General features: G+C 60.4%; 17 protein-coding genes and 1 pseudogene. 7 read left to right on the top strand and 11 right to left on the bottom strand.

Annotated elements, in window-relative coordinates; genetic code table 11:
• Positions 1-94: 94 nt before the first annotated feature.
• The 3 genes from ACFOTD_RS10470 to ACFOTD_RS10460 all read right to left on the bottom strand — a co-directional run bounded on the left by ACFOTD_RS10470 (position 95) and on the right by ACFOTD_RS10460 (position 7,343).
• Positions 95-952, bottom strand: a complete 858-nt coding sequence (locus tag ACFOTD_RS10470) for a carbohydrate ABC transporter permease (RefSeq protein WP_378118410.1) — start codon at positions 950-952, stop codon at positions 95-97.
• 62 nt (positions 953-1,014) lie between these two features.
• The gene (locus tag ACFOTD_RS10465; RefSeq protein WP_378118367.1) at positions 1,015-1,989 is read right to left on the bottom strand and encodes an ABC transporter permease; all 975 of its coding nucleotides are present in this window, start codon (positions 1,987-1,989) and stop codon (positions 1,015-1,017) included.
• Between the two features lie 764 nt (positions 1,990-2,753).
• A complete protein-coding gene (locus tag ACFOTD_RS10460; RefSeq protein ID WP_378118365.1) occupies positions 2,754-7,343 on the bottom strand; it encodes an S-layer homology domain-containing protein in 4,590 nt (1,529 codons plus the stop codon).
• A gap of 206 nt (positions 7,344-7,549) precedes the next feature.
• On the opposite strand from ACFOTD_RS10460, the gene ACFOTD_RS10455 reads away from it, so the two are divergent.
• Both ACFOTD_RS10455 and ACFOTD_RS10450 read left to right on the top strand, forming a co-directional pair.
• Positions 7,550-9,109 (top strand): response regulator, encoded by a 1,560-nt coding sequence (locus ACFOTD_RS10455; protein ID WP_378118363.1) that lies wholly within the window; start codon positions 7,550-7,552, stop codon positions 9,107-9,109.
• Positions 9,110-9,121: 12 nt separating this feature from the next.
• The gene (locus ACFOTD_RS10450; RefSeq protein ID WP_378118361.1) at positions 9,122-10,777 is read left to right on the top strand and encodes a cache domain-containing sensor histidine kinase; all 1,656 of its coding nucleotides are present in this window, start codon (positions 9,122-9,124) and stop codon (positions 10,775-10,777) included.
• Positions 10,778-10,804: 27 nt separating this feature from the next.
• Here the strand turns inward: ACFOTD_RS10450 and ACFOTD_RS10445 are convergent, their stop codons facing one another.
• From ACFOTD_RS10445 to ACFOTD_RS10430, 4 genes are all read right to left on the bottom strand, one after another.
• On the bottom strand, positions 10,805-12,310 hold the full coding sequence (locus ACFOTD_RS10445) for a spore germination protein (RefSeq protein ID WP_378118359.1): 1,506 nt from the start codon (positions 12,308-12,310) through the stop codon (positions 10,805-10,807).
• Positions 12,311-12,339: 29 nt separating this feature from the next.
• Positions 12,340-13,449, bottom strand: coding sequence for a GerAB/ArcD/ProY family transporter (locus ACFOTD_RS10440; RefSeq protein WP_378118358.1), 1,110 nt, complete (start codon positions 13,447-13,449; stop codon positions 12,340-12,342).
• A complete protein-coding gene (locus ACFOTD_RS10435; protein ID WP_378118356.1) occupies positions 13,446-13,694 on the bottom strand; it encodes a hypothetical protein in 249 nt (82 codons plus the stop codon). Before ACFOTD_RS10435 ends, ACFOTD_RS10440 begins: the two co-directional genes overlap by 4 nt.
• Positions 13,695-13,855: 161 nt before the next feature.
• Positions 13,856-16,045 carry an alpha-galactosidase gene (locus tag ACFOTD_RS10430; RefSeq protein ID WP_378118354.1) on the bottom strand — a complete coding sequence of 730 codons (2,190 nt, stop codon included), beginning with the start codon at positions 16,043-16,045 and terminating at the stop codon, positions 13,856-13,858.
• Between the two features lie 210 nt (positions 16,046-16,255).
• On the opposite strand from ACFOTD_RS10430, the pseudogene ACFOTD_RS10425 reads away from it, so the two are divergent.
• Positions 16,256-17,137, top strand: a pseudogene (locus tag ACFOTD_RS10425) (NAD(P)-dependent oxidoreductase); the annotation flags it as partial.
• A gap of 45 nt (positions 17,138-17,182) precedes the next feature.
• Positions 17,183-17,548 (top strand): PilZ domain-containing protein, encoded by a 366-nt coding sequence (locus ACFOTD_RS10420; protein ID WP_378118408.1) that lies wholly within the window; start codon positions 17,183-17,185, stop codon positions 17,546-17,548.
• Between the two features lie 785 nt (positions 17,549-18,333).
• Here the strand turns inward: ACFOTD_RS10420 and ppnP are convergent.
• The 4 genes from ppnP to ACFOTD_RS10400 all read right to left on the bottom strand — a co-directional run bounded on the left by ppnP (position 18,334) and on the right by ACFOTD_RS10400 (position 23,278).
• Entirely contained in the window at positions 18,334-18,651 is a 318-nt protein-coding gene (gene ppnP / locus ACFOTD_RS10415) for a pyrimidine/purine nucleoside phosphorylase (RefSeq protein WP_378118352.1), read from the bottom strand.
• A 249-nt stretch (positions 18,652-18,900) separates the two neighbouring features.
• Positions 18,901-20,913 (bottom strand): transketolase, encoded by a 2,013-nt coding sequence (gene tkt, locus ACFOTD_RS10410; protein WP_378118351.1) that lies wholly within the window; start codon positions 20,911-20,913, stop codon positions 18,901-18,903.
• Between the two features lie 266 nt (positions 20,914-21,179).
• Positions 21,180-22,082: a formyltetrahydrofolate deformylase gene (gene purU, locus ACFOTD_RS10405; RefSeq protein WP_378118349.1), complete on the bottom strand. Its 903-nt coding sequence runs from the start codon at positions 22,080-22,082 to the stop codon at positions 21,180-21,182.
• Positions 22,083-22,147: 65 nt separating this feature from the next.
• A complete protein-coding gene (locus ACFOTD_RS10400; RefSeq protein WP_378118347.1) occupies positions 22,148-23,278 on the bottom strand; it encodes a deoxyribonuclease IV in 1,131 nt (376 codons plus the stop codon).
• A 271-nt stretch (positions 23,279-23,549) separates the two neighbouring features.
• On the opposite strand from ACFOTD_RS10400, the gene ACFOTD_RS10395 reads away from it, so the two are divergent.
• Genes ACFOTD_RS10395 through ACFOTD_RS10385 form a run of 3 tightly spaced genes read left to right on the top strand, consistent with a single transcriptional unit; the run spans position 23,550 to position 25,493 of the window.
• Positions 23,550-24,026 carry a DUF2621 domain-containing protein gene (locus tag ACFOTD_RS10395; protein WP_378118345.1) on the top strand — a complete coding sequence of 159 codons (477 nt, stop codon included), beginning with the start codon at positions 23,550-23,552 and terminating at the stop codon, positions 24,024-24,026.
• Positions 24,027-24,080: 54 nt separating this feature from the next.
• Positions 24,081-24,551: a hypothetical protein gene (locus ACFOTD_RS10390; RefSeq protein ID WP_378118343.1), complete on the top strand. Its 471-nt coding sequence runs from the start codon at positions 24,081-24,083 to the stop codon at positions 24,549-24,551.
• A gap of 27 nt (positions 24,552-24,578) precedes the next feature.
• Entirely contained in the window at positions 24,579-25,493 is a 915-nt protein-coding gene (locus tag ACFOTD_RS10385; protein ID WP_378118341.1) for a TIGR01777 family oxidoreductase, read from the top strand.

Below are 25,493 nucleotides of genomic sequence, written 5' to 3'. Positions count from 1 at the left end.
TAGTTGGATGATCAAGCATAACACCGATAGAATCGAATGGCACACCGGCCTTCTCCTCGAAGCTCCTCACCTCCTCTCAAGGCCGGATGGCCTGTCAGCTTTTGACCGCGCCGAGCGTCATGCCTTTGACGAAATAACGCTGGAGGAACGGATAGACCAGAACGATCGGCAGCGTGGCGACCATCGTCGCCGCCATGCGGATCGTCTCCGAGGAGACCGCCATCCGTTTCGCGGAATCCGCGAGCTGTCCGGACGAAGAGGTGAATTCCTGCGTCTGGTATTGGTTCAATATTTTGACCAGCACCGCCTGCAGCGTCTTCAGATCGGACTTATAGGTGAACACGTACGAGTCGAACCAGGCATTCCACTGATTGATGGCTGAAAAAAGGCCGATCGTCACGAGCACCGGAACGCAGATCGGCAGCACGACGCGGGCGTAGATCTGGAAATCGTTCGCGCCGTCGATCCTGGCCGACTCCTCCACCTCGGCGGGCAGCTCCTGCATGAACGATCGGACGATGATGACGAAGAAGACGTTCATCAGGTTCGGGAAGATGTAGACGGCGAACGTGTCGATCAGATGGACGCTTTTCAAAATCATGTAGTACGGAATCAGGCCGCCGCCGAAGTACATCGTAAAGATGAAAAACAGCGAGATCAGCTTGTTGCCGACCAGGTCCTTTTTACTCAGCGCGTAGGCCAGCAGGCTGATGACGAGCACGGTCAACGGCGCGCCGATCACGGTGCGCATCAGGGTCACCTTAATGCCGCCCAGAATCTCCTGATCCTTCAGAATCTCCTGATAGCTCTGCAGGCTGAACGATCTGGGCCACAAGTAGAGCCCGCCTCTGACCGCGTCGTCCGCGCTGTTCAGCGACAATACGAGAATGTTCCAGAACGGGTAGAACGTCACGAGGAAGACAAGGATGAGAAACGCGTATACGAAAGCCATGAACAAACGGTCTTCCGATCTTTTGACGAGCGACACGGCGCGCGCCTCCTTTCCGGTGCGGATCAATAGAGCGACTGCTGGTTCACCTTGCGCGACCAGGCGTTGACGGCGACGACGAGGATAAACGCGATGACGGATTTGAACAATCCGACCGCGGCGCCGTAAGAGAACATCCCATTCTGCAGGCCGTACCGGTACGTGTAAGTATCGATGACGTCCGAATACTCGAGCACGGTCGTGTTCTGCAGCAGGTACTGCTGATCGAAGCCCGCGTTCAGCACGTTGCCGACGGCGAGGATCGACAGGATGACGATGGTCGGCTTGAGCGACGGTAGCGTGACGTTCCACATCTGACGCCAGCGGCTCGCGCCGTCGACGCGCGCCGCCTCGTACAGCTCCGGATTGATGCCGGCGATCGCCGCCAGATAGATGATGGCGTTGAAGCCCATGTCCTTCCACGTATTGGAGAGGGCGATGATGCCCCAGAAGGCATGGCCGTTTTGCAGGAACTGAACCGGCTTGTCGACGAGGTGGAGCGCCATCAGCAGCTCGTTGATCGCGCCTTGGGAAGACAGCAGCGTCACGATGATATTGGCCGCGATGACCCAGGAGATGAAGTGCGGCAGGTAGCTGACCGTCTGCACGAAGCTCTTGAACAGGCCGCCGCCCACCTCGTTGATGAGGAGCGCGAGCAGGATCGGCGCCGGAAATCCGATGAGCAGCGACAGCAGGCTCTGGGCGAGCGTGTTGCGCATGATCTTGTAAAAATCGCCGTTTTCGAAAAAGTAGCGGAACCACTGCGTGCCGACGAACTCGCTGTGAAAAAACGAGCCGAAAAACGAGCCGCCGCCCGGCGAATAGTTGGTGAAGGCCATATATAGCCCGAACATCGGCCCGTACGCGAAGACGAGCGTGCACAGGAAGGCCGGCAAAATCATCAGGTATAAAATCTTTTGCTGCTTCATTTTTTTCCATTTGCCCGTCTTGCGGTTTGTTGCCATCGCCGGCGACGGCGGTTTTTCCAAGTAGGCTTCCATAAGTCCCTCCCTCTGGCGATGCGGCACGACCTTGCTTGATTCATGCGGGGATTCATGCATTCGCTCCGTTGATAGGTTCATTATAGATTCGGTCGGGAAGCGGTTTCTATAACTCGTTCCTCGGAAACGCAACGCTAAATAACACAGTTTTGGGGGCTTCGGATCGTTGTTTTGGAGTATGACGACGTCGCTAAAAGCCAAAGTTAGCGGCGGTGATGGCACTGGAGCACTGGAGCGATTGCGGACATACGATCCTCTATTTCTCTAAATTCGCACATTTTCCCGTCTCCGAGGACTCAGCATCCGCTATTCGTCGCTTCCAGCACGCCGACGCCGCTCTTTTTCAAAAATAAAGGCTCCTCGGTCCGAAACATCTGCCTCAGGCGCGTCATTCTGAAAAATAGCGGCCTCTGAGTCCATTTACTGCTCCAGAAACGACGCTGAAGATGGAGTTAGCGGCGGTGGTGTGTCACTGGGGACGGGGGCGCGGACAGCAGGGTTGCGGATAGCGGGGGCGCGGACAGCGGGGGCGTGGACAGCGGGGGCGCGGACAGCGGGGGCGCGGACAGCGGGGGCGCGGACAGCGGGGGCGCGGACAGCGGGGGCGCGGACAGCGGGGGCGCGGACAGCGGGGGCGCGGACAGCGGGGGCGCGGACGGAGGTGTTGCGAAATTCGGGCAAATAGCCAAAAAGAGGCTCAAAATAGAGCCTCCCTTTGAAACCGTTACTAACCAAAACGCAGATTCGCGTCGGTTCGTCCGCGCCTATGGACGAATCAAAGCATACAGCAGCTGCGCGGCCTCCGCGCGCGTGGCTGGCGCCTGCGGCGCGAAGCGGCCGCCGTCTTTGCCTTGCAGCAGGCCGAGTTCCGCCGCTTCGTTCACGGCCTCTGCCGCCCAGGGCGAGATGTCGCTTGCGTCCGCAAACGTCCGGACCGGGTCAACGTGGGGCGTATCTGCAGGCGTGCCGAACGAAGCGCCGACCGCCCCTTCCCGCGCCGACCGCCAAGCATACGCGCGCATGAGCATGACGGCGATCTCCTCCCGCGAGATCGGCGCGCTCGGAGCGAACGCGGCTGCGTCTCTTCCCGTCGCAAGCCCCTGCTTCGCGGCTGCGAACACGTAGCCCGCGTACCAGGACGCCGGGTCGACGTCCGCGAACCCGTCTTGTGCCGCCTGCTGCGGCGCGAGGCCCAATCCGCGGACCAGCAGCGCCGCGAATTCGGCGCGCGTGACCGACGCGCCGGGGTTAAAGACATCGTTGCCCTTACCTTCAACGTACAGCTTGGCCGCCATCTCCCGGATGACGCCAGCCGCCCAGTGATCGGCCGGCACGTCGCCGAACGTGCGATCCAGCGTCAGCACGGCATAAACGCCGGGACCCGTGATCCCTGCCGTTACGCTGCCGCTTGCGAGCTTGCCTGGAACGTAGGCCGGCTTGCCCGTCTCGTTCAAGCGATAGATGCCTCCCCTTGCAAAGTCGAAGCCCTCATCCGTCCGCAGCGTCAGTACGATCGGCGTGCCGAATTCGGACATCGTCTCGGCCGTTCCGCCAGCCGGCTTGACGGTCAGCTTGATCACGTAGATTCCGCCCTTCAAGGCAGCCTGCGCATTCGCAGCTGCGCCAGTCTGATCCGCCAAACCGGCAGCCTGCGTGCGCTCGACCGGCGCCAGGCCGAGGGCGATCTCGCCGCCGTCCCGCTGCGCGGCCGGCAGACGATCGAGCAGCCGCTTCAGAACATCCGCCGGCAGCTCCAGCGAGAGCGCGCCCGCACGGACGGTCAGTCCCCGTTCGGCGAGCGAGGCGGCAAGCTTGCCGGACATGACAAGCTCCCGCGCATCGTTTTTCAGCTCGACGGACGGGGCGCCTTGCGTCCCGCTCTGCAGGAGCATCTCTTCGGTCAGCACGACCTTGCCGTCCTTCGCCGCCCCGGACGCTCCTGTATCGCTCGCCCCATTGCCAGGCTGATTGCCCGGCTGGCCGACCGGGCCGGCCGGCGCCGTTAACCGCAGCAGCTTGGACCCGGCCGGCGCCAGCGTCAACTGCAGCGAGCCGGTCGCCTCGGACGCTTCGCCCGTCCACAGATCCTTCGCCGCGTACGTCAGCGAGGCGTCAAGGCCGGCGCGTCCGAGATCGATCGTTTTGTCCGCCGCGGCGCTCGCGCTGTAGTTGAACACGGCCAGATAATAATCCGCGCCGTCCTTCAAGACAAAAGCATCGGCAGCGTTCGCGCCCGTGTTGCCCTCGAGCGGCCGGAACGACTTCCCTTTCAGCGCCAGATCGATAACTTCACGGTTGCCGTACAGCGCCTCCATATAGGATTTGGCCTTCGGGTCGTTCACGTCGTCCGAGTCAAGCAGCACGGTGCCCGAGATCACGCCCGAATTGACGCGGCTCCGGGCCTCCTCCAGGCTGTCCGCGCGCGACAGCGCCAGATGGTCGGGATCCGTGTAACCGTAGATCGTGCCGTTTTGCCAGAAGCCGTACGTGAGCGAGTTCAGCTCGTACTCGGTCTCGTTGATTTTCCCGTACGTGTCGCAGGAGATGCGTCTGGCGTGCGCGAACTGGCTCGGGAAGATCGGCGCGATCGATTCGCTGATGAACATTTTGCCGTCCAGCACATGGTTCACGTAAGCCATGCCCTGGTTGTAAGCCTGTATTCCGGTCGTGACGGCGGGGTCGTAATGCTTCCCTTCTAGCGAACCGTGCGTAAGAAAATCGAGTTTGATGTACGTAAAGCCAAGCGTCTTGAACTTGTTTAAATAGTAGTTCATGCGCAGCTTGGCGCCCGGGTGCGTCACGTCGAGCGGGTATGCGCCGTCGAGCGTAGGCAACGGCTGTCCCGAGGCGTCCTTCAGCACGATATCGCCGTAAGTGTATGCCCCGTCCGTGCCTTCGACAGGCTGGCTCATGTTGTTGCCCCAGTAGACGAATGGCGCCCAATAGATACCCGCGTGCTGGCCGTTAGATTTAATCTTCGCGACCGCTTGCGCGAGCTGGTCGTCGTTCAGATTATCCCAATAGGAGTCCATGTTGATATAGACGTTGCCGTCGTTATTAAATGCGGTCAGCGTGTTTTTAAAATAATCCGAGACGTCCAGCACGTTCTGGAGGGACAGCGAGCTGCCGTAGGCGCCCCAGCTGTTCCAGCCGACTGGCACGCCGTCCGGCAGGTTCGGTCCGAGCGCGAGCTTCGGCGCGACGACCGCGTTCGCTTCGCCGTATGCGGTCAGTCCGTCGCGGTAGTCCGCGTAGGCGCCCACCATGACGGTCGGCGAAGAGAGCTCGCTGCCCGCGATGCTGCCGTGCGGCTGCGAGTCGCGGGTCGCCGGCGTGGCCGCGCCGCCGTATACCGTCAGCGCGTTTAACCGATCGGACGCTCCCGTCCAATCGATGCCCGTCTTCCAGACGTCGTGCGTCACGGAGCCGAGCACGAGCCCGGCGCGCGTCGAAGCGTTATAGATCGCCGTCGCCTCGTAGCTCGTGTCGGACCGGTTCATCGGCTGCGACTTGTAGCGAACCCAGGCGTCGTTGTCGAACGGCACGGTCAGCACGCGGTTGTCCGCGCTGACTCCGATATCGACGCCGCTTTTGCGCTTCAGGGCGATCGGCGCCATGTAGTTCGAGGTCAGCGCCGTATCGCCCGCCGCGTCCAGGCGGACCAAAAAATAAGCGCAGTTTTCGTAGATTTTATAAATTTGCGTAAGCGCCGGTTTACCCGGCGACGTATGCACGAAGGCGATCTCGACGCCCTTGCCGAACCCGTCCTCGATCGGCGCCGGCGCGCCCGCGATCTCGTGATGCGCGTATGCCTTCGTCTCCAGCAGCTCGCCGCCAAGCTTTAGGGCGCCGTACGCGCCCGACATCCGCTGCCCGAGCTTCCAGTCGTAGCCCGCATAGCCGGTCTTGTCGTTCAGGCCGACGTCGTAAGCGCCGGTCGAAACCATCAGCCCGTACGTATACTTCGTCACGGAGATCGCGCCATAATCGGTCGTCGCGCCCGCATCGCCGAGCGTGCCGAGCTCCTCGTCCGGCGTGTCCGTCTCCGACGCCTTGGCGGGCTCGACGACGATCCGATCGATGTCCGGCGCGTACCCGTCGCCGTCAGAGACGGCGATCGTGTTGTCGCCGGCCTGAAGAGGCAGCGTCACGTCCACGGCGCCGACGGTATCCCAGTCCGGCGTTTTCGGCGGCTCAATATACTGGTCGGCGCCGGCGTTCGCGCGGATATAGAAGCCGCGCGGATCGCCCGAGATGTAGGAGACACGCACCTTGTAATCGCCGGTCATCGGCGCTGCGATTCCGGTGAAGACGACCATGCTGCCTTGATACAATCCGCCCACTTTTTTGCCGCCCGAGGCGGCCGGGCTGTCCGAGACGCTCGCGTTGCCGCTCAGCGTGTTGGCCTCGTCCTCCGCTTCATAGCCGACCGTAAAGGGAATGACCTCGATCCGGTCGATATCGGGCGAATACCAGTCGTGATCGGAGAAAACCAGCTCGTTGGCGCCCTTGCGCAGCTCCACCGAAGCGTCGTAAGTGCCGACCGTGTTCCAGTCGGCCGTCTTCGGCAGATCCAGCAGGCTGTCCGCGCCGTCGTTGACCTTCAAGTAAACCGGGCGCTGATCGCCGGAAATATAAGAGATCCGGACGAGGTAAACGCCGGTCCCCGGCACTACGACATTTTTAAAAGTCAGCGAGCTGCCTTGATACAGGTCGCCTACTTTTTTGCCGCCCGAGCTCGTCGCGCTGTCGGAGACGGACGCGTGTCCCGTCAGCGCGTTGCCCGGCGCTTCCGCTTCGAAGGTCGTGCCGGTCAGTTCCTTTTGCCAGTCGTCGTCCGGCTCTTCCGTGCCGGGATCCTGATCCTCCGTCCGCTCGCCGACGACGATCCGGTCGATGTCCGGCGCGTACCAGTTGTTGTCGTCGATCAGAACCGCATTGACGCCGGCCTTCAGGGAGAGCTTCAGCTCATAGCTGCCGACGGTTTCCCAATCCGCCGTTTTGGGCGGATCCTCGTACTGCTTGCCGCCGCCGTTCGCGCTGATGTTAAACGACCGCTGATCGCCGGAAATGTAGTACACGGTGATCTTGTACGTGCCGTCCGCATCGACTTCGACGCCATTAAACCGGACGGAGCTGCCCTGGTACAAGCCGCCTACCTTCTTGCCGCCGGAGGCCGCTTCGCTGTCGCCGACCGCCGCGTTGCCGGCCAGCGTATTCGCCGCCGACTCGGCCTCGTAAACGTTCGCCGCGTCGGCGAACGCGCGAGGCGCGAGCCCTCCGCTGCCGCCCGCCGCCAGACAAACCAGCAGAAGCAGCAGCCATCCTTTTTTCCACAAGCGTTTCAACATCATCTTCCCCCTCCGTCGTTCCTTCATGACAAGCGTCAACGCGATCCGCGTTTCATTCATTATAGGAACGCCGCCAAGCCCGATTCCATAACCCGATTTACGGAAACGCAACGGTAATTAACGCATTTGCGTCCCTGGGCATTGTTGAATCGGAGCATTCCTTTTAAAATAAAACCTGCATCGGGAGTCTGAATGCGGAGGCGCCGGACATGTATCGAATATTGCTGGTGGACGACGAAAAGCTGGAGTTGGAAGCGATTGCAAATTACGTCCGCTGGGCGGACATGGGCATCGCCGTGGCGGATACGGCCAAGAACGGCCGGGAGGCGCTCCAAAAAATGAGCGTGTGCAAACCCGACATCATCCTGACGGACGTACGCATGCCTGTCATGGACGGACTGGAGTTCGCGCGCAAGGCCAAGCAGCTGGACAAGCACGTCAAGATCGTGTTCCTGAGCGGACACGACGAATTTCAATATATTAAAGCCGCGCTAGCCGTCGAGGCGGTCGGCTATCTGCTGAAGCCGGTCGATCACGAAGAACTGGCCGCGGTCATGCAGCGGGTCATCCGCAAATGCGAGGAAGACAACCAGCTGCTCGGCTCCGCCGAAGGGCTGAAGGAAAAGCTCGTCCGCTCGTTAGCGTTCGAGTCGGATCCGGACAGCCGCAGGGAATGGATTCAAAAAATCGAGAGACTGCCCCGTCCGCTGCCGCTGTCTGGACGCTATGCGATCGCCTATGCGAGCATTCACGCCAAGACGCCCGGCACGCGGCCGGCCGAGCTATTCGCGGACATTCAGCGTGAACTGGCGCGGCAGGGCGAGCGTCATTACGCCTGGTATTTGGACGAAGAGCGGTTTTGCGCAATTTATTATCCGGAGCCGACCGCCTTGCCGGGCGAGAGGAACGAGGCAGCCGCGTTCTGGCTGGCGCTTAGCGACGCGTTCAAGGCTCGCGGCACTGCGGCGCTCTCCGTTGGTCTTTCAGGGGAGGGACGCCATCTGATCGAGCTGCACGACCGCTTCGAGGAAGCGAAGCTGGCCCATTCGTCCCGCTTCTATGACGGCGGCCGCGCCGTCTATGCCTACGGTCCGTTCGAATCCCCCAGGATGCCGACGGTCGATCCGGCGGCCGCCGCTGCCGGCATCGGCGCGGCGATCTCCCATGCGAGGCTGGACGACATCGACCGGCTCGTCGCCGGCTTCCTGGCGCCTTACGCGGCGAACCGGACGCCGCGGGAGATGATCGTTTCCGATACCGCGCACCTGCTGTCCGAGCTCGAACGGCATTATGCGCCGCTGCTTGAAGCCACCGAAGGCGCGCGCGAACGGCAGGAAGCGAATTGGAAGACGATGCTGGAGCCGGATTCGCTGGCAGAGCTGCGCGCGCAGCTCTGCGACTGGTGCCGGGCGCTCGCCGGCATGATCGAAGCGCGCGAGCAGGACAAGCACATGCCCATCGTGCAGCGCGTCATGGAATCGATCGACGTCCGGTACAGCCAGTCGTTGACCGTCGAGCAGCTGGCTGCGGAGGTTTACCTTTCGCCCAACTACATCCGTACGCTATTCAAGGAAAAATCCGGGGAGACGATTCTGGAGTATTTGACAAAAGTAAGAATCAAGCGCGCGGCCGAGCTGCTGAAGGACAGATCGCTGAGAGTGCACGAGATCTCCAAGGCGGTCGGCTACGAGAACGTTTCTTATTTCTGCGCGTTGTTCCAGAAGCACCGGGGCGTCACGCCTAACGATTATCGCAAAAAGCTGCTATAAGAAAGGAGCCTCATGCGCAGATTCCTGAGCCGTAACCTGACTTCCCCGTTTCTGAATCTGAGCATGCGGGGCAAGCTGTTCTCGCTGTTCCTGCTCGTCGCCTTCATTCCGCTGCTGTCGTTCGTCTTTTATTCCTACCATACGGTCAAAAGCCAGCTGATCCAACAGACGTTCGCGAGCGCCGCGCTCATGACGTCCCAGATCAACAGCAATCTGCAGAACAAGCTGGACAACTACAATAAAATATCCGCGTCCCTCTATCTGGACGAGACGCTGCAGGATTATCTGGTCAAATCGTATCGGGACAACGCCGACTTCCTCGACGCCTACCGCTATATCGACAATGTCATGAACAATGTGCTCACGACCAATCCGGAAGTATTCGGCATCGCGATTTACACGACCAACACCACCATGCACATCGACGATACGTTCATCAAGCCGCTGACAGACGTCATCGAGCAGAAGCCCTGGTTCCATAAGGTGCAGAACACGTACGGGAACGTCATTTTTACCATTACGCCCGCGCAGCCGGCCGATCCGCCGCGCAAGGCGACGCCGCCGATGTTCACGCTCGTCCGCTATTTGAATTACAACAGCCTGAACTTTCCGTACGGCATCCTGGCGATCGACATTCAGGAATCCGAGCTCTACGCGCTGATCGACAAGGAGGACAAGGATAAGGACATCTATATCGTCGACGAGCAGGGAACGATCGTATCCGGCAAAGACAAAACCCGTCTGAACGCCAATATCGGGGAATGGCTCGCGCTGCCGCAGCAGACGGGCGGCTCCGGCAAGTTCGAGACCGAGTACGAAGGGGAAAAAGTGTTGGTCGTCTACAATGCGATCCGCAGCGGGTGGAAAACGGTCTCCATCATTCCATACAGCGGGTTCATGAAAGCGGCGAACGAGTCGACGCACCGCCTGCTCGTCATCGCATCCGTCTGCCTGCTGCTCTGCATGGTGCTGATCTACGCGGTCGCCCGGCTCTCGACCAAGCGCATCGAAACGCTGCTCAAAAATATCCGGCGCCTGGAGCGGGAGGACTTTGACCTTGTCTCGATGAAAATGGGGCACGACGAGATCGGTCAGATGTCGTTCGCGCTGAACAAGATGGCCGCCCGCTTCAAAAACCTGATTAACGAGGTGTACAAAAAAGAAATTTCCAAGCAGGAAGCGGAGCTCGGCATGCTCCAGGCGCAGATCAATCCCCATTTCTTGTACAACACGCTGGCTTCCATCTCGGCGCTCGCCATGAAAAACGACGACCGCCGCACGCAGGACATGGTCTCCCATTTGGCCAAGTTCTACCGTATTTCCTTGAACAAAGGAAAGAGCATCATCTCGCTGAACGAGGAGCTTAAACTGACGCACAATTATATCGCGATCCAGCAGATCCGCTATCAGGATCTGATCCATATCCATTACCGGATCGAGGACGACGTCCGCAGCTACCCGACCGTGAAGCTGACGCTGCAGCCCTTTATCGAGAACAGCATCCGCCACGGACTGTGGGACGACGATTACGGCATCGGCATCGTCATTAAGGCCTATCGGAAAGACGGAGACATCTACCTCGAGGTCATCGACGACGGCATGGGCATGCCGCGCAGTCGGTCAGCTCGTGACCGCTCCAGCAGCCGCCGGTCCACAGCGGCAAACTGAGCACCGCCGCGCAGCGCAGCAGCCGCTTCATCGCTTGCCATCCTTGCCGGGAGCGCCAGCGTGCAATCTCCGGTTGCGCGGCGAGCGCATGAGCGCCTTGAGCGGCGCGCGGACGATCACGTCCCTCAGATCCCGAAGCTTCAGCGGCGCGAAGGAAGACAAGTAAGGTTGTCTCAAGGTTTGCAGGCAGCAGAGATGCAGCAGGATCAGGATAAATCCGAGCATGAGCCCGTAGCCGCCCATGAAGCTGGCGGCGAGAATAAGCGGAAATCGCAGCAGACGGATCGCGATCGCCATCTCGTAATGCGGAATCGCGAACGAAGCGATGCCGGTCAGCGCGACGACGATGACCATGATCGGCGAGGCGATCTTGGCCATGATCGCCGCCTGTCCGATGACCAGCGCCCCGACGATGCTGACCGCGGAGCCGACGGGTCTCGGCAGCCGGATACCGGCTTCGCGGAGCAGCTCGAACGACGTTTCCATAATAAGCGCCTCGACGATCGCGGGGAACGGAATTCCTTCGCGCGCATCCAAAATGGCAAGCAGCAAAATGTTGGGGATCAGCTCCGGATGAAAGGTGGACATGGCGACATAAGCGCTCGGCAGCGTGAGCGCGATCGCAAAAGCCAGCAGTCGGAGCAGCCTTATCGTGGACGCATACACCGTGCGTACATAGTAATCCTCGCTCGTAGTAAAGAAGTCGACGAAAAACGCCGGACAGATGAGGATCATCGGCGAATTGTCGGTCAGCACGAGAATTTTCCCGTCCAGGAGCGAGGCCGCAGCCGTATCGGTGCGTTCCGTATAACGATGCTGGGGAAAAGGCGACCATTGCGAATCCTGAATCGCATCCTCGACGAACGACGTATCCAGTACCTCGTACGGCGCAATCCTGCCGATTCGCTCGCGAAATTCGGCCAGCATTCCCGCATCGACCGTATCGTCCACATAAGCAAACGCGATATTCGTACGCAATACCTTGCCCGCCGTGAGATACTCGATTTTCAGCCGGGAAGTGCCTACCCGTTGGCGCAGCATGCCCAGATTGACGGCCAGCGTCTCCACCGTGCCCTCGCGCGGCCCTTGAACCGAAGGCTCGCTGACCGGCTCCGTCACCTGCCGCTTGGTCAGGCCGGCGCTCTTGAAGCCGGCTGCGTGCGTCCAGCCTTCGGCGACCAAAAATAAATATCCCTGCCAAACCTTGTCCTCGATTTCTTTCCAGTCTTCGAACAGCTCGGCCTGATGACGCGCCCCCGCTTCCCGCAGCCGGGACTCGCAATCCGGCGCCGCCGCAGGACCGCCGGAGAGCTCCCTCAGCAGCGGCTCGGCGAGCAGCGTCCGGATCCGCCTGCTCTCCTGCTCGTCCATGAGCGAGGCGCAGTAGACGATAAGCGCGACCGCGTCTTCTGACTGTCCATCGCCCAGCGGAATGATATTCACGTCCTGGCAGCGGTCAAACAACGCGCAGGCCTTTTCCCGGTTCACGCGAAGCTCCCTCGCCACCGCCGTTTCGGATCCCATTCTCGCCATCGTGCCGCGCCTCCTTTCCCTTTTTCCCGCTAAGCCCGGTTCCGGTCCCCACGAATCGCAGTCATCCCGGCATGAAGCGCGAGAAATGCGCCGCCCACTGTCAGTACCGCGAACGGCCAAACGACGTAAACCTGCGAGAAAAAGTCCGCAGGACTGTCGAAGAGCGTAAGGGAAAGGAACAGGCACATCAGCGCCAACGGATAGACGGACGCCCGATCGTCCTTGAACGGCAGCCAGCGTGCGACGATCAGATTCGTCATATACAGGTAGACCGTGGCTTTCATGTACGATCCCAGGATTAGCGCGATGCCGACGATCGATTCCGTCCGCTCCATCATGTCGCCGATATGGATCTCGCTGGCGAGCTTGAACAGCGAATAAATAAACACGTCCGACGCGGGACCGAAAGCCATCCCGGAGCACAGAACGGCCATGACCAGCATGACGGAGGCAAGCGCATAAGCCTTGTACAGCTTGCCCCTCCAAGGCGCCGCGCCCGGCGCGGTAGGCACGAGATGCATCAGCAGCGCGTACAGGAAAATCTCGCCGAACGGGAAGCCGGCCGTCAATAAAAACCCGTGGAATAAAGGCCTGACCATCTCGTGCGGCCATATCGGCAGCAGCATGCCGGATTGATAGAGCGGGATCGCCAGGATGAGGACGGCCGAGATGAACGCGACCATTACGGTCAGCAGCAGCACGAACATGCGGGCGGTTACTTTTATGCCTGCGCGTACCGTCCACGCGGCCGCGAACAGACTCGTGGCGTTAAAAATATACGCCGGCGTCTCCTTCATCATCACGCCGCTGAAAAAGTCGCCGATGCCCGATACGATCGCGGATACTGCGAACAGAAGCATCAGCAGCACGGCAAGAAACAACAAGCCGGATATCGGCTTGCCGAAAAGCTCGGCGCTGTACTCCAATATGCTGCGCCCCCGGTGAGCGCGGTTCAGATACAGCACGACGGCGAGCAGCAATGCGCCGAAGCCGGCGGCGAGCAAGGCCGACATCCATGCGTATTGCCCTGCATAATGAGCCAAAGGATGCGGAATAAAAACGATTGAGGAGCCCAGCGTCGTGGCGACGATCAGCACGGACATTTGGCCTGCGGTGATGTGTTCCCGGCTCTTCGTCATCCGTTCCCGCCGCTCGACAGATACCGGTCGATGGCCGTCGCCGGCGCCTTCAGCAGGCCGCACATCAGTTCCGGGAGACTCGGCCAGCCCGCCTGACTGACATAGTTCACGCCCTGGTACAGGACGGGCAACAAGAGCAGCGCATACGCCGCCAGCTCCTTGCCGCGCATTTTCGTGATCGAGGCGCTTTGCGCGACGGCGAGCGCCGCGAATAACGCGGCGCTGAATCCGAGCCGTTCCATCATCCTACGGTCACCTCCCCGGTTACCGTTCGTTGGTTTTCTTTCCTAATGTTTGAACGCCAAGGCGTTTTTATTCGCTCAGACGACAAAAACCCTCAAGCGAGGGCCGAGAAGAGGCACTTGCTTGAGGGCTTAGATCGCGCGAGGATGAATTCGAAGAAGGATTAAACTTGGCGCAGGCGCCATACGGCGCTCTGGAAATCGCCGTGCAGCTGCGGTACGGGCAGGCCGGCATACATGAGCTGATCGCCGCCGAACCGCTCGCCGGTGCCGACGATCTCGTAGTCGGCGTTCGGGTCGAGTCCGGCCAGCCGCAGCCAATCGATCGGTTCGTTCGGCTGGGCGAGCACGCGGAAAAACGCGACGAATGCTTCCGACTTGTCGGCGGAGACGACGCTCCATGCCGTGTCGTTGCCTTCGAACGGGCTCTTCAGGCGGTACAGATCGCCGAATTGCACGAGCTCGCGCAGTTCCTTGTAGGTCGAGACCTGCGCTTTCACTTCTTCTTTTTCCTCCGGCGTGAACTTGGTCAAATCCAGCTCATAGCCGAAGTTGCCGGACATGGCGACGTCTCCGCGCATCTTGAGCGAAGTGACCCGGTGCACCTGATGGTTCGGCACGGCCGAAACGTGCGCGCCCATCGAGCTGATCGGATACACGAGGCTCGTCCCGTACTGGATCTTGAGCCGGCATACGGCATCCGAGTTGTCGCTCGTCCACGTTTGCGGCATGTAATGGAGCATGCCCGGATCGAATCGGCCGCCGCCGCCGGAGCAGCTCTCGAACAAAATGTGCGGGAACCTCGACGTGATCGTCTCGAGCACGCGGTACAGACCGAGCATGTAACGATGCGCCGTCTCGCGCTGACGCTCGGGCGGCAGCAGGGCGGAGCCGATCTCCGACATGTTGCGGTTCATGTCCCATTTGACGTAGGCGATCGGCGCCGACGCCAGCACGCCGCCCACCGTATCGATGATGTAGTCGCACACGTCATCGCGCGACAGATCCAGGATCAGCTGCCGCCGTCCCTGCGTCCTTCTGCGTCCTTCGACATGCAGACACCAGTCCGGGTGCGCGCGATACAGGTCGCTGTCCGGCGAGATCATCTCGGGCTCGAACCAGAGGCCGAACTGAAGACCGTGCGCGTTCACCCTTTTCGCCAGATCGTCCAGCCCTTGCGGCAGCTTCTTGAGATCGACCTTCCAATCGCCGAGGGACGTCGTGTCGTCATTGCGGTAGCCGAACCAGCCGTCGTCGAGCACGAAAAGCTCGATGCCGAGCCTTGCGCCCTCCTCCGCGATCGCCGCGATCTTGTCGGCGTTGAAGTCGAAGTAGGTGGCCTCCCAGTTGTTGACGAGCACGGGACGCGTACGGTCGCGGAACTCGCCGCGGCTGAGGCGGCTGCGGTACAGTCTGTGGTACGTGCGGCTCATGCCGCCTAGACCTTCGTTCGAATAGACGAGCACGGCTTCGGGCGTCTGGAACGATTGGCCCGGCTCGAGCAGCCATTCGAAGTCGAACGGGTTGATGCCGATCGATACGCGCGTCGTGCGGAATTGGTCCACTTCGGCGGAGGCGGCGAAGCTGCCGCTGTAGACGAGGCTGAAGCCGTAGGCGTCTCCCTGCTCTTCTCCCGCATTCGGCGACACCAGCGCGACGAACGGATTGTGCTGATGGGAGCTCGAACCGCGGCGGCTCTCGATGCCCTGCTGCCCTTGGACGAGCGCTCTGCGTGAGAGATTGCGCTCGTTCGCCCAGGCGCCGTTCAGGTGCACCAGCTCGTAAGCGTCGTTGTTGAAGTCGACGCTGGCGCTAAGCGCGCGGCGGATGCGGACGGACTTGTCGCTCTCGTTGACGTAGCGGACCGAGCGGGCGATCGCATCCGAATCGCGGAACGTCGTGTAGCTCAGGACTGCAATCAGGCCGGAATACGAATCGTGCAGCGTGAGCTCCAGCGTCGCCGCTTCGTCGTCGGACTCCGCGTAGGTGGCGGGAAGGCCCTCAAGCTTCGGCTTGCCGGCGAAAATGCGGTGATCGCGGTAGACAAGCTCGGCGACCGTCGTGCCGTCGGACAGACCGAACTGATAGGCCGGGCTGCGGAAATCGCCCGAGCCGTAGCCCGGATATTCCTGGAGCAGCGAGTCGAGGGACAGCAACGGCTTGTCCGGATTCGGCGTCGGGCTGAAGCTCGACCGCTCGCGCAGCGTCAGGCCGCCAGGCCACGAGGCGTTTCTAAGCTTGGGTCCCCAATAAACGTGCGCAGGATATAGGCCTTCGACAATAGTAATTATGTAGCTAGTATTCGGTGTTTGCAGATGGAACGTCTGATGCTCCCGGTCGAATAAAATCGCCATGTCGGCCTCCTCAAGTGAATGTCTATCCAGATAGCATACCGGAATCGGAAGTGCGGATACATGGAATAAAGACGTTTTAATATGTTTTTATGTGACTTGCATGCGCCGGGTGGAAAAGATTGTTAGGCTGGCGAACGGACAGCGCTTTTCACGGGCTCCCTCTTCTCCTATAATGGAAGAATCGGATTGAACCCTGGGAGGGAAATCAATATGCCAACGATCGCATTTATCGGACTCGGCACAATGGGTCTGCCTATGGCCGCGAACCTACTTCGCAAGTCCTATCACGTAATCGTTTACAACCGCACGCCGGGCAAGGCCGGACAACTGCTCGAGCTCGGAGCCGAGGAAGCCGCCACGCCCCTGGCGGCGGCTCGCGGCGCCGACGTCGTCGTGACGATGATCAGCAACGACGCAGCGGTGGAAGAAGTATATTACGGAACCGAGGGCGTTTTCGCCGGGCTGAAGCCTAACACCGTCCTCATCGACAGCAGCACGGTATCCCCCGAGCTCGCGCGCCGGCTTGCCCGGGATGCCGCGGACGCGTTTTGCGATTTTCTCGACGTGCCGGTGACGGGCAGCAAGCCTGCCGCCATAGACGGTACGCTTCTGTTCATGGCCGGCGGCGACGCGCAGGTCGTGGAGGCGCAGAAGGAGCTGCTGCTCGCCATGGGACGCGAGGTGCTGTACATGGGACCGAGCGGCAGCGGGGCGGCGGCCAAGCTCGCCCACAATACGATCGTAGGCATTAACGCCGCGGGCCTTGTCGAAGGCATGGCCATCGCGGCCAAAGCGGGCATCGACGCCTCCTCCTTCCTGCGGGTCGTGCAGGGCGGCGGCGCTGCGAGCAAGCAGGCCGATCTCAAGGGCGCCAAGATCATCGAGCACGATTTCAGCGTGCAGTTCTCCTTGGCCCTGATGCTCAAGGACCTTAAACTTTCCTCCGTGCTGACCGACGGTCTCGGCGTGCCGACGCCGATGCTCGAAGCCTCCAAGAGCCTGTTTCAGGCGGGGGCCGCGGCGGGCTATGGCGAAGAAGATCTCGCAGCGCTGGCCAAGCTTTACGAGCAGTGGATCGGCGGGCGGATCGGACGGGACAAGCGCGCGGACGAGGAAGCGTCCGCCGCGGCTTTTGCTGTGGCCGAGGAAGCCGATACGGATTCGGATTCTGATCGCCGCAAGAAGAAGCGCGTCGCGCTGAACATCCCGCTCATGATCTCCATCTATCAATGGGAGCAAGCAGGCTCGTTCGCCGGTCAGAGCGTAGACGCGGTGCTGAGCGACGTTTCCGAGGACGGCTTGCAGGTGGCTGCCTCCATCCCGCTCGAGAAGGACATGTTCGTCGTCATTCACTTCCAGCAGGAGACCAGCCTGCCGCCGATGACCGCCCGCATCATCCGCATCGAGCGCAAGGACGGGCTGTTCCATTACGGATGCCTGCTGTCGGGACTTGCCCTGTACCAGCGGCTTCAGCTCAAGGAATATATCGAATCGCACGGCTGACGCCTCTCGGTTAAGCCTCTCGGTTGAAGCCTCTCGGTTGAACAACCGCCAGGAAAGATCACCGATCTTCCTGACGGTTGTTTTAGGTTTGGCGGACATCCGATACCGGATTCGCGCGAAACGCCTGTCGTTGGCACATCCTAAAGCTCATCCGACAGCCGCGCTTCGATGGGTTGAGCCGGATCGACGACTCATTAGACAGCCGCTCCGATGGGTTGGGCCGGATCGACGACTCATCCCACAGCCGCTCCGATGGGTTGGGCGGATCGACGACTCATCTGACAGCCGCTCCGATGGGTTGGGCCGGGTCGACGACTCATTAGACATCCACTCCGATGGGTTGGGCCGGGTCGACGACTCATCCGGCAGCGCTCCGATGGGTTGGGCCGGGTCGACGACTCATCCGGCAGCGCTCCGGTCGGTTGGGCTTATCGTTGCCAGCACACGTTGCTCCTTCGCCGTAATGCCTGCAAATATACATCTTTTTTCGCTGAAATAGCCCCTTTCGGACAGAAAAGATGCAAGAATACATGTATTTTCCTTCATCCGCTAAATTTCCGGTTTCCCCCTTGGATTTACCTGCATATTTGCAGGTATTTTATCAAGTGTCGCTAATTGATAGAAAATACATGTACGAATGCAGGTTTTTCGCTTTTCCGTACATCCGATCAGCATCGACACTCCGTAAGTGAGTCTACGTGTCCGCGAACCGCCGCCAATTTAGCTCAAAAAAGCCTTCGGCACACGGCGCCGAAGACTTTTTCATGCTTGAAGTTTATTGGAAATTAGGCGTCCAGGTACGAGCAGATGTAGTCCGCGACTTGGGTTACTTTCAGCTTGAACTTCGCGTTCGCGGGAACCGTGAACTCGCCGGTTCCGGAGATCGAGATCCAGTCTTCGCTGCCCGGCAGTTGAACGGTCAGCTCGCCGGCCAAAATCTCCATGACTTCCTTCTGATCCGTGCCGAACTCATATTCGCCTGGCAGCATGATGCCCAGCGTCTTGCGGGTACCGTCCGCGAACTTGACCGTACGGCTCGTTACCTTGCCGTCGAAATAAATGTTAGCTTGCTTTACGACGCTGACTTGATCGAATTGGGACATGGGTATAATGGCCTCCTAAAAGTGGGTTTTGATGATTAGCTGTAGATAACGGTCGAAAGCGATTGATGGCGGTTGAAAACAGGCAATCGCTCGGTGCGTAAGCCCCTCACTCTGCCTATGCGACGCGCTAACGCGCCTTTGCCGTAAAAAGCCGGCGCCCGTTGTCGGGGGCCGGCTCCGCGCCGGAGCGCGCTTCGGGCGGGCGGGCGGACTCGTTCGTCCGGCTGCCACATGCGCTCCGGCCAGCGGTTAGATCAGCTTGCGGAACTGCTCGACGACGTTCTCGACCGTGAAGCCGTATTCCTTGATAACGCGGTCTCCGGGCGCGGATGCGCCGAAGGTGGAAATGCCGAGCACGGCGCCGCCGTCTCCGACGTAGCGCTCCCAGCCGAACGGCGAAGCCATCTCGATTGCCAGTCGCGCCTTGACGCCCTTAGGCAGCACGCTCTCGCGATATTCCGCAGACTGCGCTTCGAACAAATCCCAGCTTGGCAGGCTGACGACGCGAACGTGAATTCCTTGCTCGGCCAGCGCCTTTTGCGAAGCGACGGCGAGCTGGACTTCCGAGCCCGTCGCGATCAGGATGCCTTGCGCTTCGCCGGCCGCTTCGGACAGCACGTAGCCGCCCTTTTTGATGCCTTCGCGAGCCTGCTCGGCCGTGCCTTCGAGAATCGGCAGATTCTGGCGCGTCAGGACGAGCGCGACCGGATTGCCCGTGTTCTCAAGCGCATAGGCCCAAGCCGCTGAAGTCTCGTTGCCGTCCCCAGGACGCAGCACGGTCAGACCCGGAATGACGCGGATCGAAGCAAGCTGCTCGATCGGCTCGTGCGTCGGTCCATCTTCGCCGACGGCGATGGAGTCGTGCGTCAGTACGTATACGACCGGCTGACCCATGATCGACGCCAGGCGCACGGCCGGACGCAGATAATCGGTGAAGACGAAGAACGTGCCGCCGTACACGCGAAGGCCGCCGTGCAGCGAGATGCCGTTCATCGCGGCCGCCATGCCGAACTCGCGGACGCCGAAATAAATATTGCGGCCGCTATAGTCCTTCGCGGTATAGACCGGCAGACCCTTCAGATGCGTCATCGTGGAGCTTTCCAGGTCGGCAGAGCCGCCGACGAGGTTCGGCACGTTCTTGGCAAGACCGTTCAGGGCGTTGCCCGAAGCGACGCGCGTCGAGAGCGGCTTGTCCTCGGTCGTGTACTTCGGCAGATCGGCATCCCAGCCCTGCGGCAGCTTGCGCGCAAGCGCGTCCTCGAACTGCTGAGCCAGCTCGGGATGAGCGGACTTGTACTTGCCGAACAGCGCTTCCCAGGCGGCGTACGCTTGCTCGCCGCGGCTCTTGACTTCGGCAAAGTTAGCGCGCACTTCTTCCGGCACGAAAAATTCAGGATGATCCCACTCGTAGAACGCCTTGGTCAGCTTCGCTTCTTCGGTGCCGAGCGGCGAGCCGTGCGGTCCTGCGTGGCCGCCCTTGCCGCCTTTGTTCGGCGAACCGTAGCCGATCACGGTCTTCACTTCGATCAGCGTCGGCTTGCTCGTTTCGGATTGGGCTTCGGCAATTGCCTTGGCCAGCGCGGCCAGGTCGTTGCCGTCCTCTACGCGCAGCACCTGCCAGCCGTAGCCGTCGAAGCGCTTGGCCACCGACTCGGAGAAGGACAGGGAGAGCTCGCCGTCCAGCGAGATATCGTTCGAATCGTACAGGACGACCAGCTTGCCGAGCTGAAGGTGGCCTGCAAGCGATGCGGATTCGGAGGAGATGCCTTCGGACAGGTCGCCGTCGCCGCAGACCGAATACGTGAAGTGGTTAATCAGCTCGAAGCCGTCGCGGTTGTATGTAGCGGACAATTGCGCTTCCGCCATCGCCATGCCGACAGCCATCGCGATCCCTTGGCCGAGCGGTCCGGTCGTCGCGTCGACGCCGGCCGTGTGGCCGAATTCCGGATGTCCGGGCGTCTTGGAGCCCCATTGGCGGAAGTTCTTGAGCTCTTCGATCGGCAGATCGTAGCCGGAGAGGTGCAGCAGCGAGTAAAGCAGCATCGAACCGTGGCCCGCGGACAGAACGAAGCGGTCGCGGTCGATCCAGCTAGGCTGGGAAGGATTGTGCTTCATCGTCTTGGCGAACAGCTGGTAACCCATCGGCGCCGCGCCCATCGGCATGCCGGGGTGTCCGGACTTCGCTTTTTCGATCGCGTCGATCGCGAGCGTGCGGATCGTCGTAACGGAGAGCTGATCGATCGTATTTGCGTTTGTTGTCATTTGGTAACGACCTCCTCTATCTGCATTACGTAGTTATTATGCGTTAACTCGTTAAATCGCCGCAGTTCGGCCTTGCCTATTGTAACATGGGGGTTGTCCGTTTGCCACAGCACTTGTACGGACAAGTCGAACGTTTTCCTTCATGCGTAAATCCGCATCTCGCAAGATGCGGACTTCGATTTATCGTTTTCCTCGCCCGGCAGCTTTATCCGCATTTGCGTCCGGATGAATGTCTCCGCCGAGTCTGCCCCGGTCCTGCCAAGCCTTTAGATGAAGGCAACCGTTTTGTTCTGGTACACGACCAGGCGGTCCTCGATGTGCCATTTCACCGCTCTGGCCAGCACGATCCGCTCGATGTGACGGCCCATGCGCTTCAGCTCGTCCACGTTGTTGCGGTGGCTGACGCGCTGTACGTCCTGCTCGATGATCGGGCCTGCGTCAAGCTCCGCGGTCACGTAGTGCGCCGTCGCGCCGATCAGCTTGACTCCGCGATCGTAAGCCTGGTGGTACGGCTTGCCGCCGACGAACGCCGGAAGGAAGGAGTGATGGATATTGATGATGCGGTTGGTGAAGTGCTCAATAAACTTCGGCGTAATAATCTGCATGTACCTGGCGAGAATAACCAGGTCGACCTTGCCTGCGGTCAGCTCCAGCTGACGGCGTTCGGCTTCGGCTTTGGTCTCCGGCGTGACCGGAATGTGATGGAACGGTATGCCAAACGATTCGACGAGCCCCCGCATGTCGTCATGGTTGCTGACGACCATGCTGATCTCGGCGTCAAGATCCCCCGCCTGCCATTGCCAGAGCAGCTCGAGCAAGCAGTGATCCTCGCGGGAGACGAAAATGGCGAGGCGTTTGCGCCGCACGGCGCGATAAACGCTCCAGCGCATCTCGAACCGGTCGGCGATCCGAGCGAAATCCTCCTGCAGCGCAGGCAGGTTCTGCTCGAGGCTGCCCAGATCGAAGGCGATCCGCATGAAAAACATGCCGCTGGCCGGATCGGTCGTGTACTGGTCCGACTGCAGAATGTTGGCGCCCTTCTCGTAAAGAAATTGAGAGACGGCGGCGACGATTCCCGGCCGGTCGGGGCAGGAGATCAGCATGCGGGCGCGGTTCGCGTTCTCCTCGCGGCCTTTGCTGTCCTGGTGTTGGTAAACGTTCTGGGTCATGACGGGTTCCTCTGCCTCTCTATCGAATGCTTCGTTTTCTTACTTTGTCTCGTTCGCGGCGCCTTTTATACCTTGGCAAGCCATTCCCGGCCGGCAAGATAGGCCGTCAGGCGCTGATTGACAGCTTCCTCGCTGTAGTCGCCGGACAGCACGCGATGCTCCATCGCGAGATCGTACAGACGCTCGAGCGGCTCGCGCGGATCCGCCTTGCGCGCTTTGGCGTCGGACTTCAAGAGCTCCCAGGTGCTGAGCACGAAGGCGCGGTGATCGATATCCTGCTTGCTGAAGAAGTGATGCAGACGCTCTACGTCCTCGAGGAACTCGCCGCCGAATCGAAGGTCGACGTCGCCGCGCAGCAGCGCGATCTCGGCTTCGTACATCGGGCGTTCCTTGCCGGCGTTTTTGCCGATCCAGGGCGTCTCGAGGATAAAAGGCTTGCCGGCCAGCGAAGGATGGCTGACGACATTGTTGATCGCATCGTAGCCGATCCAGCCGGAGCCGACCGGCGTATGGCGGTCCTTGCCCGCGCCGCGCGGATTTTTGCTGTCGTTCAAGTGGACGACCGCAATGCGGTCCAGGCCGACGAGGCTGTCGAACGACTTCAGGACGCCGTCCAGATCGTCGACGATATCGTAGCCCGCGTCGTGAACGTGGCAAGTATCGAGACAGATCGTGATTCGGCCGTTGTCGCGTACGCGCTCGATGATGGCGGCGAGCTCTTCAAAGCTGCGGCCGATCTCGGTGCCTTTGCCAGCCATCGTCTCGAGGGCGATGTTCACGTTCGTGTGCTTGGTGGCGTCCAGAACCTCGTTAAGTCCTTCCGCTATGCGCGCAATGCCGTATTCCGGATCCTTTTCCGTATAGGCGCCCGGATGAAGCACGATATTGTTCACGCCGATCGCGTCCGTACGGCGAATCTCCTCCTGCAGGAAGTTGACGGCCAGCTCGAACGTATCTTCCTTATAAGAACCGAGGTTCACGATGTATGGCGCGTGGACGACGATCTCGCCGATCCCCGCGGCCGTCATCGCCTCTCTTCCCTCGGGAATGTACAAGCTCTCAATAGGCTTGCGCCTCGTATTCTGCGGCGCTCCCGTATAAATCATGAACGAGCTGGAGCCGTAGGACTTGGCTTCGTCCGTCGCCGTAAGCAATCCCTTGTCCGAAAAAGACACGTGGGAACCGATCTTCAGCATGGCTTTACTCCTCTCCGTATGCGGCGCCCCGTGATGTCCGGGCCCGTCCCTTCAAATCAAAGTCTATTGTAGCGCGAACGTAGAAATAAATCTAGAAGACCGTATCCGCCAAAGACGGTAAACGAGCCCAGCTGCAAGCCGTTTTCCAACGGAAAATCGCAACCTGAAATGAGCGCGGCGGACGTTGCAAGAATAGAATGACGGCTTTTCTCTTTTGCGGGACAGACTGGTAGAAATACGATATAATTTCGGAAGCGAGGTGAATTTAAAAATGAAATCCAGTCCCGATTGGTTTATGTACTTTATCGCATTTTGGGGCGTCGTGCTGGTCGTTTTCATGAGCATCGGCGGCTTTTTCATGTTTCGCAAGTTTTTGAAGGTGCTGCCGAAGGCAGACGGCAAGTCCAAGCTAGACTGGCAGAACCACTGGGTCGAGCTCAGCCGTCCGCTTTGGAACGACGAATCGAAGGCCATGCTGGACAAGCTGGCCTCGCCCGTACCCAACGCTTTCCGCGACATCGCCAAGCATTCGATCGCCGCGCAGATCGGCCAGCTCGCCGTCGAGAGCGGTGAAGGAAAAGTGACGGAGGAGCACTGCATTAAAGGCTATATTTTGGCGACGCCAAAGCGCGATCACGCCTTCTTGATCAGCTTTTTGGACAGCAACGGCATCGATTATTCGCCGTATGCCCATCTGCTCGATTCGGAAAAAAACGAAACCTTTGGCACCTCCCGTCGTCTAACTTAAGGAGCGGCTCGTCCGGACAGGGCGGCCGCACGATGTTTTGGAGGTGGTCTCGGTATGTTCAATCAACTGAATCGGTACGGTAAAAACTCGGCCTGGGCCGTCGCCGTTCTGGCCATGCTGCTCATGGGCACGGCCTGCAGCAACGACAAAGAAGGAAGCGACGCTTCCCCTTCGCCTAGCGTATCCGCTTCTGCGTCCCCCGCATCGTCGCCTGACGCCTCTCCGTCCGCACAACCGGACGCCAGCGCATCCGCGTCGCCTAGCGCGTCGCCCACCGCGGCTCCTACTGACGCGGTCGACGAGAAAGAAACGGCAGGCACGTACAACGGACAAATCGACAATCACTCGATCGAGGTCGAGAGCGCCGACGGCATCCGCGCCTATCAGATCGACGACGAGATCTCGGACAAGCTGTCGAGCTGGGACGACGGCGTGAAGGTCAAATTCAAGTACAAGATCAATGAGATCAAAGGCGACAGCGAGACGATCGAGCAGTATGTCATCACCTCGATCGACAAGCAATAATTCATGACATTCCCATGAGGTGAGCCCATGCGCGCAGTGCTGTGCGGCGGTACCGGATTTATCGGTTCCGCCTTGGCCGAAGCCCTCTCCGCCCGCGGAGACGAAGTATGGATCATAACCCGGAGCAAGCCTGCGGCGCCAGCCGCAGGCTTGCTTTATGCGACCTGGGATATGTGGCTGGCCGATCCCGGCCAGACCGGCCCCGTCGACGCAATCGTCAATCTGAGCGGAGCGACGATCGGACGCAGATGGACGCCCAAGTCCAAAGCGCTCATCCTTTCCTCCCGCATCCAGGCCGCAGGGCGTATCGCGGATGCCGTCGCACGCATGCCGATACGGCCGTCCGTGCTCGTGAACGCCTCCGCCATCTCGCTTTACGGTCATTCGGAGTCGACCGGCGGCCGCTATCCGATGCCCTTCGACGAGAGTGCGCCGCCGCGTCCGGAGGATTTTTTGAGCGAGACGATCGTACAATGGGAGGCCGCAGCCGACCGTATCCCGGTCGATCGTACCGTTAAGCTGCGGATCGGTCTCGCCTTGGGCAAAGGCGGAGGATCGTACTCGCTGCTCAGCCTGCCGACCAGGCTATTCGCCGGAGGCCGGCTCGGTTCGGGACGGCAGGGGATGCCCTGGATCCACATCGACGATATCGTGGGACTCGTCCTGCTCTGCCTGGATACTCCGGCGATCTCCGGGCCAGTCAATGCGGTCGCGCCCGAGTCGGTCGACAACGATGTCTTCGGCCGGACGTTGGCGAAGGTGCTGGGCCGCCCGTACTGGCTTCATGCGCCCGCTTGGGCGATCAGCGCCGCGCTCGGCGAGATGTCCGCGCTGCTGCTCACCGGGCAGTTCGCCATCCCCCGCAAAGCGCAGGCGCACGGTTACGTTTTCCGGCATCCTAAGCTGGAAGGCGCCCTTCGAGACCTGGAAGGCCGAAGTTAA

Origin of the sequence: Cohnella sp. GCM10012308 (assembly GCF_042649185.1) — a bacterium.
GTDB lineage: Bacteria > Bacillota > Bacilli > Paenibacillales > Paenibacillaceae > Cohnella.
This window is presented reverse-complemented; position numbering and strand designations above follow the sequence as displayed.

Bases quoted from the DNA above. Each gene is read 5' to 3' on its own strand.
- ACFOTD_RS10465 (WP_378118367.1), bottom strand. From the start codon at position 1,989: ATGGAAGCCTACTTGGAAAAACCGCCGTCGCCGGCGATGGCAACAAAC.
- purU (WP_378118349.1), bottom strand. From the start codon at position 22,082: ATGACCCAGAACGTTTACCAACACCAGGACAGCAAAGGCCGCGAGGAG.
- ACFOTD_RS10390 (WP_378118343.1), top strand. From the start codon at position 24,081: ATGTTCAATCAACTGAATCGGTACGGTAAAAACTCGGCCTGGGCCGTC.
- ACFOTD_RS10395 (WP_378118345.1), top strand. From the start codon at position 23,550: ATGAAATCCAGTCCCGATTGGTTTATGTACTTTATCGCATTTTGGGGC.
- ppnP (WP_378118352.1), bottom strand. From the start codon at position 18,651: ATGTCCCAATTCGATCAAGTCAGCGTCGTAAAGCAAGCTAACATTTAT.
- ACFOTD_RS10455 (WP_378118363.1), top strand. From the start codon at position 7,550: ATGTATCGAATATTGCTGGTGGACGACGAAAAGCTGGAGTTGGAAGCG.
- ACFOTD_RS10430 (WP_378118354.1), bottom strand. From the start codon at position 16,045: ATGGCGATTTTATTCGACCGGGAGCATCAGACGTTCCATCTGCAAACA.
- ACFOTD_RS10460 (WP_378118365.1), bottom strand. From the start codon at position 7,343: ATGATGTTGAAACGCTTGTGGAAAAAAGGATGGCTGCTGCTTCTGCTG.
- ACFOTD_RS10445 (WP_378118359.1), bottom strand. From the start codon at position 12,310: ATGGCGAGAATGGGATCCGAAACGGCGGTGGCGAGGGAGCTTCGCGTG.
- ACFOTD_RS10435 (WP_378118356.1), bottom strand. From the start codon at position 13,694: ATGATGGAACGGCTCGGATTCAGCGCCGCGTTATTCGCGGCGCTCGCC.
- ACFOTD_RS10470 (WP_378118410.1), bottom strand. From the start codon at position 952: ATGGCTTTCGTATACGCGTTTCTCATCCTTGTCTTCCTCGTGACGTTC.
- ACFOTD_RS10450 (WP_378118361.1), top strand. From the start codon at position 9,122: ATGCGCAGATTCCTGAGCCGTAACCTGACTTCCCCGTTTCTGAATCTG.
- ACFOTD_RS10400 (WP_378118347.1), bottom strand. From the start codon at position 23,278: ATGCTGAAGATCGGTTCCCACGTGTCTTTTTCGGACAAGGGATTGCTT.
- tkt (WP_378118351.1), bottom strand. From the start codon at position 20,913: ATGACAACAAACGCAAATACGATCGATCAGCTCTCCGTTACGACGATC.
- ACFOTD_RS10385 (WP_378118341.1), top strand. From the start codon at position 24,579: ATGCGCGCAGTGCTGTGCGGCGGTACCGGATTTATCGGTTCCGCCTTG.
- ACFOTD_RS10440 (WP_378118358.1), bottom strand. From the start codon at position 13,449: ATGACGAAGAGCCGGGAACACATCACCGCAGGCCAAATGTCCGTGCTG.